Source organism: Schlesneria paludicola DSM 18645 (assembly GCF_000255655.1).
Classification (GTDB): Bacteria; Planctomycetota; Planctomycetia; order Planctomycetales; family Planctomycetaceae; genus Schlesneria; species Schlesneria paludicola.
The window spans coordinates 1,664,466-1,676,867 of record NZ_JH636435.1 but is presented as its reverse complement, the minus strand read 5'-3'; the positions used below and the strand labels follow the sequence as shown (position 1 = coordinate 1,676,867).

At 56.6% G+C, this 12,402-nt stretch carries 6 protein-coding genes; 2 read left to right on the top strand and 4 right to left on the bottom strand.

Features of this window, described 5'->3' with window-relative positions; translation table 11 throughout:
- The first annotated feature begins 246 nt into the window (after nucleotides 1-246).
- Nucleotides 247-1,992, top strand: a complete 1,746-nt coding sequence (locus tag OSO_RS0124550; RefSeq protein WP_010585716.1) for a DNA-binding protein — start codon at nucleotides 247-249, stop codon at nucleotides 1,990-1,992.
- Between the two features lie 124 nt (nucleotides 1,993-2,116).
- On the opposite strand, the gene OSO_RS48510 is transcribed toward OSO_RS0124550, so the two are convergent.
- Together OSO_RS48510 and OSO_RS0124530 are read right to left on the bottom strand one after the other, a co-directional pair.
- Nucleotides 2,117-5,173 (bottom strand): BamA/OMP85 family outer membrane protein, encoded by a 3,057-nt coding sequence (locus OSO_RS48510; protein WP_010585715.1) that lies wholly within the window; start codon nucleotides 5,171-5,173, stop codon nucleotides 2,117-2,119.
- Nucleotides 5,174-6,047: 874 nt separating this feature from the next.
- Nucleotides 6,048-6,482 (bottom strand): hypothetical protein, encoded by a 435-nt coding sequence (locus OSO_RS0124530; protein WP_010585713.1) that lies wholly within the window; start codon nucleotides 6,480-6,482, stop codon nucleotides 6,048-6,050.
- A gap of 429 nt (nucleotides 6,483-6,911) precedes the next feature.
- Between OSO_RS0124530 and OSO_RS0124525 the strand changes: the two genes are divergently transcribed.
- On the top strand, nucleotides 6,912-7,331 hold the full coding sequence (locus OSO_RS0124525) for a YkgJ family cysteine cluster protein (protein ID WP_029247421.1): 420 nt from the start codon (nucleotides 6,912-6,914) through the stop codon (nucleotides 7,329-7,331).
- Nucleotides 7,332-7,530: 199 nt separating this feature from the next.
- Here the strand turns inward: OSO_RS0124525 and OSO_RS0124520 are convergent, their stop codons facing one another.
- Together OSO_RS0124520 and OSO_RS44970 are read right to left on the bottom strand one after the other, a co-directional pair.
- Nucleotides 7,531-7,767, bottom strand: coding sequence for a BON domain-containing protein (locus OSO_RS0124520; RefSeq protein ID WP_010585711.1), 237 nt, complete (start codon nucleotides 7,765-7,767; stop codon nucleotides 7,531-7,533).
- Nucleotides 7,768-8,042: 275 nt separating this feature from the next.
- Nucleotides 8,043-12,263, bottom strand: a complete 4,221-nt coding sequence (locus OSO_RS44970; RefSeq protein ID WP_157605427.1) for an FtsK/SpoIIIE domain-containing protein — start codon at nucleotides 12,261-12,263, stop codon at nucleotides 8,043-8,045.
- Nucleotides 12,264-12,402: the final 139 nt, after the last annotated feature.

Here is a 12,402-nt window from a genome sequence, read left to right as displayed (position 1 = left end):
TCGCGGGTGGGTTCGCGAAAAGTCATTTGCCGAAACGCCGATCTAAGTGGTGTCGGTGCTTCGAATAGCCGATTCCAAGTTTCATCGACGAATCCTAGATGGTCTGCCTTGGAGGTCCATCCGGGCTGCGTCGAGTTTTCCGATTACCTGAAGTTTATGTTTGTGCAGGTCCGCGGAACCGTCTCCCGGGCAGCACAGTTGAATCCTCGTCCTGAATCGCGACACGTTTTGAGCGGAGTTTGATTGATGGCCCCGAACAAGAAGTATCTCAGTCTCGAGGAAGCCGCGATCCAACTGCGCATCAAGACCGAAGAACTGATCCGCCTGCGCGAGAAAGGCGAGATCCGGGGGTTCGCCGATCGTGGCACCTGGAAGTTCAAGGCGGACGATATCGCCGAGTTCCGTCGTCGGTCACAGCCCGACTCGGACCCAGACCTGCCGATGATCGACGATGCGGACGAAAATGATGAGATCGGCAATCAGCCAACGGTCGTCCGCCGTGCACTCGGGATCGATTCCGATAGTGACGTGCGGCTGGTAAGTGCAGAAGATCCGTCGAAGAAACGACTCTCCGGCAGTAGCGCCGATATCGCATCAATCGACCTGCAAAAATCCGATAGTGATATTCGCCTGGTTGAGCCGGCGCGGGCTCCCAAAAAGGGCAGCGATAGCGATGTCACCATCGTCAAGCCGAAGCCACTGGGGAAGGCCGATTCCGACAGCGATGTCAGAATGATCGACGCGGGATTGCCCGATTCTGATAGCGACGTCAAGCTGGTCGATTCAGGAGTCTCGCTCGTTGATTCGGATAGCGATGTGCGCCTGGCTCGTTCCGATAGTGACGTGCGAATGGCCCAGTCCGACAGCGATGTCCGCCTCGCCCCGCTGATGGAGAGCGACAGTGATGTCAAACTGATCGGCGGGAAGTCGCTGGAATCCGATAGTGACAGCGATGTGATGCTGCTGCCGCGCAGCAGTCGCGGCGGAAAATCATCGGGCCGCAAACCGCTGGATTCCGATTCTGGCAAGATCGATTTTGATCTCGGTGATACCGACAACAGCGCTTCAGTGTTGTCCGACGCAAACGATTCGGCCGTGACGCTGTCGGGGGATAGCGGAATCAGGCTCGCAGGCGACAGCGGCGTCGCACTGGCCGGGGACAGTGGCATCCGATTGTCCGAAGACAGCGGCGTGCAATTGATGCAGCCTGCCGATAGCGGAATTTCGCTGGAAGGCCTGGATAGCGGGATTCGGTTCGCCGACAGCGGAGTGAAATTTGGTGACGACAGCGGGATCAAGCTCGCTTCGGCCAGTAGCGGCAGCAATCTTGGCAAGAAGCCGAAGAAAAGTGGCAGCAGCAAAAATCTGAAGGGCAAAGCTCGAGACGACATCGAGGCAACATCGCCGCTGCTGTTCTCGGAAGGGGATGAGGACGATCTCGATTCGACCGCGCCACTGCTCAGCCCCATCGACAGTGGCGAAGTCAGCGCAAGTGACCTTAGTGAGTTCGATGCCAGCGATACGTCTGAAATGCAGATGCTGGGTGATTCGGGCCAAAGCGTCGTCATTTTCGAAGATGATGAAGAAGACGCCCCGCCGGTAGGTCGAAAAAAGAATAAAAAGACCGTCGAAGACAGTATCTTCGAGGTGGACGACGCGGACGAGGAACCGCTCGAAGAACTGGAAGTCTCGGATGAAGACCTGAGCGGCAACGATTTCGACGATCTGGCGTTCGATGATGGTGACGACGCGGGAGACGAAAGTTTTTCGGAAGGCTCCAGCCAGTTCGAAATCACGTCGCTGCGAAAAGCGCCCGTTAAACAGGAAGTGGAATGGAGCACCGGCTTCTGTGGCTTACTGTTCGCCTCGCTCTGCGTGCTAATCGTCGGTTCGCTGGTCTCAGCCGACTTGTTGCGCGTCGTGTGGGCGCAAACGGAATCCTCGGAAATTGATCCCGGAATTTCCTGGCTGCTGGCCGGTTTCTGGGGTTAACACCACCCAGCTTCGGCTGTGGTTTCGCTTCCAGTCTATTTTGATCCGTCGATGGACTCGCCGCGAGCTGGCCAACGAGCCTGCGGACAATGCTCGTGAACCAGTTAGGACAAAAAACGGGGCACTAGCGGTTCATGCCGACGTAGAAGCTGACGACCTGTCGGATATCGTTTGGATCTTGCATGACGGGGATTGCGAAGTCGATGGCGATTGGGACGGGACCCATCATCGGGATCGAGACACGGAAACCGGCACCGATCGAGACGCGGAAGTCGCTCAGCGAGGCACGATCGGTCACCGTACCGACGTCGGTGAAGCCGACGAGCTTGATCATTTCATTCGCGGTGACAGGCAGTTGGTATTCCGCACCGCCGAGCAACATGAAGTTACCCCCGGTGTAAACGTTCATGTCGATGGGGCTGACGCCGCGGAACGCAAAGCCGCGGAATGTCTGGAAGCCCCCAGCGAAGAATCGTTCGAAGATGGGCGTGTCGTTTCCGGACCAGCCCACTTGTCCGCGAACCAGAATCGTATGCTTTCCTTGTCCGTCCACGCGCTGATATGTCGTGAAGTACTGTCGACCTTCGGCCTCAAAGCGTGGATAGCTGTATTCGCCGAATGCCTGTTCGTACGACAGTTCCAAGTAGTGACCTTCGCTTGTATTGAATGCGGCGTCACGCGTGTCGTGAATCAACGAACCACGAATTGTCGAAAGCAGGTGCGTTCCCAATGCGTCGGTCAAAATCTGCGGACTTGGCAGAGTCGGGTTGTAAACGTCGACGCCTTCGAGTCGCAGTGCCGCGGATGCGGACCAATTCTTCGTCAACTGACGTCCCAGGCGGACACGGCCACCGATGCGGTTTTCGTACCAGTTTCGATAGTATCGGGTGAAGTAAAAGCCGCTGACGCCAAGGTTGAAGTTCGTGTCCAGGAAGTATGGATCCTGCCAGTCGACCATATAGCGGCTGACCTGCGTACCAGGCATCGCTTCGACTTTGAATTTCTGTCCACCACCACGGAATGCGCGGCCGCTTGAGATATCTTCCCAGCTTCGTGGCCAGCGCGTGATATCGAAGTTCTGTTCGCTGAGCACGATGTTACCGACAAGACCAGCATCGCTGTTCACGCCGACACCGAACATCAGGCGACCGGTACGCGCTTCGGTCAAATAGGCATCGAGATCGATGAAGGCGGGCGGAACTCGTTCCAGATCGTCGGGATCGGGGTTGCGAATTGCATTGCCGAACGGATCACCTTGTGGGCTGTTGTCGAAACCAAAATTCGCCGGTGGCTGGAGTGGATCTTTGCTTTGTGCCCGGAAGATCGGCGTCAGCGGCGACAACTTTTCATCGTACGCCAGTTTGATCGGTTCGATCGGCACCGTGATGGCAGGAACGGACTCTTCAAAATGTGAGGCAACCGAGACCGTCGGGTCTCGACTCTCTTCACGTGATTCTTTCGTTCCGACCCATCCCGTAAGACCAAAGTGATTCTGCCGCATCGCGATGACACGACTTGGATCGGTCGTCAGAGGAGCGGAAGGAGTCATGGCCGAACTGAGCGGTTTGCCCGCCGCCGGTTTCGACTTTTGATTCGACTGACCTCGGGCGGAGGCATAGTCAGACGTGTCGATCCAGTCGTTTCCAACAATCTTCGTTTCGACGCGTACGCCGCCATCCTGGCTCGTTTCGAAGTTCTGTGACCCTTCGAGTCGACGCTTCATCAAATGGATTTGGCGCGGGTCGGCCAGATCGCCGGGTTGCACAGGTGAGATGTTTCTGACGAGATTCGTCCGCGTGTGCGGGTGGTCACCCTGGATATGGACATTGATGTTGCGAACGCGATAGACGCGATCTTCTTCGATCTTGTACACGAGATCCACAATCCCCTGGTCTTCAGTCCATTTGGGGACGGCATCGACGCGACAGAACAAACGGCCCTGCTCACCGTACTTGGTTTTGATCTGTTCAACATCCTTGTTGATGTCACGGGCGTTGTAGTAAATCCCGCCATCGACCTTCATCATGTCTCGAAGTTGATCTTCGGACAGTTCCTTGTTTCCGATGACCTCGATATTGCGGATCTTATAGCGCGTGCCTTCGTCGATTTCGTAATGGATTTCGAGGTTGGCCTTGTCATCCGAAAACTTCAGGCGTTCGTCAATTGCGACATCGAAATACCCCAGGCTGTGGTAGTACTGCCGGATGCCTTCCTTGTCGTCCTTGATCGTCGAAGGATCGTATTTCCCACCGAAAAACCACAGAATCCGTGGCTTGGTGCGCGTCTTGGTTTTCAAAATCCCATCGATGAACTGTTGATTCCCGTCGAACTTGACGGCCGTGACGTGAACCTTCGGACCTTCGTTGATCAAGAACACCACTTCACGATCATCGCGGTCGTTGCCCTTTTCCAGTTCGACCGTCGCAAAGGCAAACCCCTTTTCGTGGTAGTACTCTTCAATCCGTCGTGCGCATTCGCGGTTTGAGCTGATATCGAAGGGGCTGCCCGGCTTCAACTGCGTCATCGAGTCGAAGACTTTTTGCTTGATTTTTTTCAAGCCCTTGTATTCCACGCGACGGACGATTGGACGTTCGATCACGCGGAAGACAAGGATTGGTCCTTCTTCTGAAGGACGCAACTTCGGTTCGACGCTGACAAACCAACGTGTCCGCATCAGGGCGTCGACGTCGTCTTTGATCTGCTTTTGATTCGCCGGCCGACTGGGGCGAGTCTTGATATGTTTGGCGATTTCCGGGTCGGGAATTGTGGAGTTCCCTTCGATGGTGACTTTGGAAATCGGTTCATCAATCTCGAATGGCGTCTTGGGCTGAGCGGATTCCGGTTCGTTTTCATAAGAGATGGGCCGAATGCCGCCTTTGGGCAGCGGTTTGGCCGATGTGGACGCGTTGTCGCGACGACTCGACGTGCGAGCACTGCGCGAAGGGGACGTGTCGTCAACGCTGGGCGTACCATGTCCACCGAATTGGGGCGGCTGGGCTTCGGCCCGATTGATTGAGGCGGATACGGACATCACCGCGAGGATCAGCATGACCAGTCGCCCGCGTCCGATGGGCGATACCATCGAAAAACGACGGAAAAACGCCCGGATCGAGCGATCGCCGTTGAGATTCTTCAACGGTCGCACGGCGTCGGAGATTTGACCGGCGGTGTAATAGGTCATGCAAGCTGTTCTCGCGGGCACAAGCCCGAGGATTTGCGATGAATGCAGGAAATGCACGGGTGAACGTAGACAAAATGTCAGAACTCATTGTTCGGATGAGCGCCCGAACGACGAGTCCTTCGCAAGCGGGGGGACAATTATCTGAAAATTAAAAACTCGACAAGATGAACCCAACAGTTAGCAGTCATGGCAGATGAAGCACAAACTTTCACCTTCCGGCGCAGCAGCCAGGACGGATCCGGGATTCTCTCGGGACCCTCTGTGGTTCCCCGCTGCTGCCAACTTTATGAAGAATTCAGGCAGAAACGCTGTCACGGCCGTAAGGTGTTTCGATTCCATTGTGCGACAGCACATCAAGCGGGGGATGTGTCGCACATGAACACCTGAGCGGTGTCTAGGGTCGAGACGATCGTCGGAATCCGTGTCGCTTGTCCGGAATGAATTCCTGCCGACAGACGGCCTGCAGCGAGATTTGCCGGACTGAAGGTGTGAAAGAGTGATCGCGCGAAAGAGTGGGCGACCGCTGCAGTTCAGGTGGCGACGGCGGCGAGTTGAACAAGCGAACTTGGTCGCAGTGCGTCGAGATGTGACCGTTCATACGCCGGGGACTGGCTTGTTTTCCGGCCAAAAAGAGACGGATTGCTCTGGTCGGCGCACTGTGGATTCCAATGAGCCGGGAAAATGCGCCTGTCCCCCCTCGCTTCGCAGCGTGGACGGTGACCGTCGAGACCGAGATCGGACGTGACTCGTTTGGCACGCTCGTGTGAATGAAAAAATCCCGACGAGTCTCGGTGAAAATCACCGACCGGTCGGGAGAACAGCCTCTACGCGGCTCGTGTGAACTGCCTGGCATTGATGTCGATGAGCAAGATGCTTAGTTGTTTATGATGTTTGAGGTCGCTGGAAGCATCTGAAGGCATCGCACCATTTTCACTTGCAGGTCGAGTAACATCTCGTGTGCCGTACCGCGTGCTGACGTCCGACACAAATCTTCGATATCGTCTGCAAGTCGGCGAATGAGGTCGGCGCCAATTGTCGTCATGCCGGTCGCGAACGCCCGTGGCATCCAGGATGGGTCGATCGCATCCGAGCGTGAACCTGTGGTCAGGGCTCGGCCGCGCTCCGGGCGCTGGATGCTCTCCAACTCACAAAGCAGCGAGTCGACAAAAATCAGATCGCCGCGACACCGGTCGAGCAACTGAGTCAGATCGGGCGTCTGGTGTTCGTCGAATGCGGCCTGGTTTGCCGACGTATGAAACCCCTGAACAGTTGACTGATCCAGCACGTTGGCGAAACTTTCTGACTGCATGATGTGCTTTCAAATTGACGACTTCACCGCCAATGCCTACGAAGCACCGCCTCGCGTGGTGTGGGCTAGTGCAGAATGTCAGGGCCGAAGGAGTACGTCAGAGGTGTGAGCAGACTTGAAAGGCAGACATCTGGTTGCGAGCAGTAATGGCTTGGGTGTTCGTTAAATCACCGTCCAGTAACGAACTCATGTCTAGGTATAACGTAGATCGGAATCTGCGCAATGCCACACGATAAGGAAATACCCTAGGACGGTATTGCGGCATCTCGTAGGGCATGATGATTCATCTGAAAACAAAGGGAAATGTCTTACAATAAGTCAGTGTGCCTCTTCCTCCTTAGCATTCCACGATTCGTTGCGGAGCGGGGGGCCAAGAGCTGTTCAGTGTCATGCGGTGAACGATCAAAATCAGGCGAAGGTGGACAAAATATGAGTGACTCGATGCCGTGGTACCATGATGGGCTGCGGTTCGGCTGCACGCAGTGTGGCAACTGTTGTGGAGGAGCGCCGGGTGTTGTCTGGGTCACCGAAGAGGAAGCCCAGGCGATCGCGGACTACCGCGGAATATCCATTGGCGAGATGAAGATTTCATTCACACGTCTGTACGGCGGGCGCGTCAGTCTGCGCGAGTACGCGAACGGAGATTGCATCTTCCTGGATGGGGCAACCCGACGGTGCACCGTCTATCCTGTTCGCCCCGCTCAATGCCGAACGTGGCCGTTTTGGAACTCGAACCTGGCGAGTCCCGAGGCCTGGAAGTCGGCGCAGGGCGGGTGCCCAGGAATGGGGCGCGGCGATCTGGTGCAACTCGAAACGATTCAAGAGAAAGCCGCCGTCATTGACATCTGATGGCGGGCCGCCGCGTGTGCGTGGTGACTGTCGTCCCAGACACTTGCTGAGTCTTCTGTGGTGGCGCGATCGATGAGGAATAGGACGCAGCGCTCAGTCATCGATTCCAGTGAATCGAGAAGCGGTCAAAATCACGGAACTGGCTCTGCAAGCTGCCTGCCCTCGTGATTTCTGTCCCCGTAATTTCCACGGGCTGCACTTAGCGGCTGACGACCTGAAGGTCGTTCGTGATCCGCTGAATCCCGTTGATTTGACGCAACGATTCTTGCGCCATCTGTTTCTGATAATAGGTTGTGACGGCTCCGGTGAGCACGACGTCCCGATTTTTGACCTCGAATCGGACAGCGCGGCGACGAAGGTACGGATTGCGCGACAACACAATGTGAATCCGATAACTCAGGTCGTGTGCTTCGTGGAACTGGTATTGAGGTGACATGGTGCGGGGCTGCTTTGCCTAAACGGATGCTTCCGTTTGCCGAGTGCGCTGGCAACTGGAGACGGGGTCTGTGAATCACATCGTCCGTGTGGCGAATTCGGGCTGAACAATTCGGCGTTCTTTTCGGCAGAATCTGCCGAGCAGCAAACCGAATTGTCCGAAGATTCCAGCAATTCGCTTTTCCCGCTCATGTACCGCTTTACAAGCGGCACGACGGGACGTCACTCGGGGATTCGGCGCAAATTCCCATTCCATCGATCGACCTGGCGCATCGCCTACTGAACGTTCATCTCGTCGATGTTCGGCAAGTCGTAGGAGATTTCGGAATCTCCCACTTCCTCCGTGCTGTCGGTTGTCGCCTCGGGTGGAGTTGCAATCTCCGATTCTGTCGACTCCTGGCCGGCGGACCCTGCCAGAGTCGGCGGCGATGTCAGTTGCGGCAGCAATTCGGACGGTGTGGCGAGTCGGGCCAGCCAGTCCGCCGTCGGGGGGGAATACGGGCGAAATTTTTCGAGCGTTCCCAAGTCACCGCGGTAAAGCAGAGCGCGGTTTTCCCCCAGCCTTCCGGCGAGTGGGCTGTCAACCAGGCTGGATGAATCGTTGGCATTCATCGCGAAGAGAACTCGCAGCTCAAATCGGTTCATCTGTTCCCGCGACAGCCACCGCTGGCTGGTTTGGAAACTGTCGACCCACGCAATCGTGAAAATTCCCGCGCTTGGCCCGTCTCGCAGGATCTCGGTGAAGTTTTGTGCGGGGCTGGCTGCTTTGGGCTCTCCTGAACCGAACCCTCCCCCGTAACTGTATTCGTCGTCGGACTTTCTCAGGTCTCGGAAACGTGCGAGATCGTAGATCACCAGCACGATGGGGGCTCCCGGTTCGTCGGCCCGGCGGTGCAACTCGGCGATGAGCGCCTCAAGCGTCGCTGCAGTTTCTCGAAGCGGAATCACCTTCAAGGGACGATCCACGGAGTTCGAGCCATTCTCGTGGCCGCTAGCAGCCGCGGGAGACACCGATTCGACCTGCTTCCAGACATTGGCCGACTGGCTGTTGGGGATGCTTCCATCCAGGACATAAACGGTTGGCGTAACGATGCCGCTCGTTTTGGCCTGCGCGGCGATTGCCAGAGACGCCGTGGAAATCACACCCAACGCAGCGTGTTCGTTACGTCCAACGACAAGCAGATTCCCCCCCTCACGCAGCCCGAATTTCAATTCGATCGGTCCGCTCATCGAAACCGAGTCGCCCAGCCAGCATGTCCATGGCAACTCGATCGGTGCGATCGAATCGCGTGCGGGTTCCGGCCAGGCCTTCGTCAGTGTGCGGCGCAAGCGGTTATTTTCAGCGGGGTCTGCGGCGATGTTGCCTTCGAACACCAACGGGGGCGTCAGCGAGATCTCGCGAATCGCCGGTGTTCCACGTTCGTGTTGCCCTGTTCCCTCGGCCTCTTCGCGGGCCAATTGCAAGTAACCTTGGCGATCGTCTTCGCCGAGCCAGACGATTTGAAATGGATGATTTCCTTCAATCAAGCCGTTGGCATCATTGTAGATCGCTTCGCCGGGACGGGTTAAAAGTCGCGCCGCGGTATTTTCTTCGCTTAGAATCAAATGTGCGTCGGTATCGCTGCATTGCAAGGCGATGCGGACTGCGACCTGACCGAGAGTACTTCGAGCCAGCGAATAGGCGCCGGCCAGCGTCTGTGAACCCAGCAGAATATGCACCCCGAACGCACGGCCCTGTCGAATCAGGCGGTCAAGCAGCAATGACGCCTGTTGGGACAACGCGTCGTCTTCGATGAAGAACTCTTGAAATTCATCGACCAGCAGCAATGTGCGGGGCATGATGGCATCGGGGCGCGCGTTGCGGTATCCCGCGATGTCCTGCACCCCGGCTTCGCGGAACAGTTCCCCACGATCCTTCAGCAGTGTGTCCAGACGTTCCAGCACACTGACGCCAAATTCGCGATCACTTTCAATGGCGATAACACGTGCGTGAGGCAAACGTTGCTCGGCATAGACTTTGAACTCGACCCCCTTCTTGAAGTCGATCAAATAGAACTGCACTTCGGTCGGGCTGTAATAAAGCGACAGATTCGTGATCAATGCGTGGAGCAACGTCGATTTACCGGAACCGGTTTTTCCGGCGACCAGGACATGCTGCGATGTGCCTTTGCCGAGACGCAAGTTTTGCAGCTTGGTTGCCCCCGCCCGACCGATCGGAACGTCAATCCCCGATCGGCTGTCACTCGTCCAGAATTGATCCTCATTCGGAGCCACACGCTCGAACGGCACTTCCACGCGACGGACATCGCGCGAGTGTTGTCCGGCCAGTCGCACAATCTGGCCAAACTGCTCGGGGGCGGGCGGTGCGTCGAGAAGCAGCGGCCAGTTCGTCAGCGGCTTGTCAGCCAGACGAAAGCCTCGGTCCGTCCAATTCAGGACCGTCGCGTATTTTTCTAGATCCGCCGCCACAAAATTCCGAGGCAGTTCTTGCGACTGATCAAAACTGAGCAGCAGGTACACGCCGCAGCGCTGCCCGCCGTCGGCGATGCTGAGCAACCGACGGAGCGCGACATCGGTGAAATTCGCCGGAAAGTTGGCGACAACAAGGACGCGGTAGGGTTCTGCCACCTCGCCAGCGTACTCGTTATACTCGTCGATCGTCGCGAACTCGTTCCGCAGATAGGTCTGCAGGACCGTTTCCATATGTTCCGTGAGGTCGGCGAGCCGCTTTTCGATGTGTGAAGGCTCGGTCCAGATTCGGCTGGTCACGAGCAGTTCGTCGAAGTCGGCCAGATGCATGAAGGCCGAGAAATTGGCACCCAGCCCCACCGGGTCGAAGATTGTGAAACGAACCTTGCCCGCGGGAAGCGAGGTCAAGAAACGCAACATCGTCGACTGCAGCGCACCGACGGCGACCTTTCGACCTTCACCCGATGCACGCAAGACAAGCGATGGCCGATCGTGCAAAGGCAACAGGATGGGCAAGGGAAACTGTTGGCGGTTCGTCTGCAAACGCGGATCGTGCGAAATTCCCTGATCAAGCTGTTCGAGATCCACCTCGATTCGACCAAGGCTCAGTGCTGCGGGAGATGTTTTCGGATCGGCGACGCGGTCGCTGGCAATCTCGGCCCACTCGGGGCAAATTGCATTTGCCATCTGGCACAGTGCATCGCTTTCACGAGCGAGATCGGCCAGTGTCGACTGCCATTCGCGAATCAATCCCGTCCATGCCTGCTGATATCGCTGACGACTCTGCTGCATCCGCGTATCAAATTCTGATTGCAGGACTCGAAAATCGTCTTCGCGGCGGAAAAGGAACGCATCGGATGCGGCCTGATATTGTTCTTCGATCTGTTCTCGTTCCTGGCCGCGACGAGTTTCGAGGAAATTGAGTCGTGTGGGATACGCGGATTGGGCTTGCTGAGTGGTTCGCTCGTAAATCTGCTGTGAAGCGTCTGTCCGACTTTGCCACTTTGATTCGGCTCCACTGATCGCGGATTCCCGCCGTTTGACTCGTAGTTCCTGCAAATGTGAGCATTCCGCTTCGAGCATGTTGAGCTCGGTCTTCGACATCCGCTCCCAACGCAAATAGGCATGCCGCGCGTCGGTGCGATGCTGAACCAGTTGCTCATAGTCGCCGGTCACTTGCTGATTGGCCATCAGGTGCAAAAACAGCATTGGCAGCAGTGCAAACGCGGCGGAAACCCCCGATGCCAGATAGAGCCACTCGGGGTCCGTCGTCTTGAGTTTCAGCGTCAGCAAGGAAGGATCGAGCAGTCCCCAGACCAATCCGAATAAGACACCACCGATTGCCAGAAAGACGAGAACGGGGATGAAGCCGATAAACAATTTCGGAAGCAGCCGCCCCAGGATTCGCTGTCGCAATGGTTCGGCCGCCGAGATTGCAGCCAGGCACGCCGCTTTCAGCGATTCGACAGACGTCATGTCGATGTTCGAACTGAGCTCGGCCGGTTCGCTCCAGGCATGGGAACGCTGCAGAAATCGGACAACCTGTACGTAACCGGCGTCCAGGCTGTCCAATCCCGCTGTCAGTTCGACTTCAGCGGCATCGTGCGACGCCTGGGTCTGCTGCAAACGCTGAAGCGGGCTTCCTGCGCTGTCATCGTCCAAGAGTGAGGACACGAGCCATACCGCGTCGTCGCGTTCTTTTGTCGCGGCGTCATTCTCGCTCTGAAAACGATCCTCTGCTTCGCTCAAGACGCGCTGATATTCGTGCTGGACCTCTGCCGATGCGACCTGACAGCGCCGATCGCATTCCGCCAAATCGTCGATTCGTTGCTGATCAAGCTGAGTTCGTTCGGTCTCGTAGTTGTCTGTTAGCAGTTGAAAGACGCTTTGATACTGCGCCTGCTCAGCCTGAGTTTCCGTCGCGTACTCGGATTCGATCGTGTGCTCTTTGGCTGCCCGCTCTTTGATTTGTTCAAGGAGTCTCTGCAGCAGTTCTTGTTCGTGAGCGACAGTCAATTCGTGAGACAAGGTAAGTCGATCCAAACTGGAAACAGCAGAACGGGCCGTGTGCAATATTGTGTAAGTGTTGCGACTGATGGATGCTGTTCCAACCCGGAATTCGATTTTCCGCTCAGAATTTCGCTGCATCCCCGCAAGCAGCACAGAT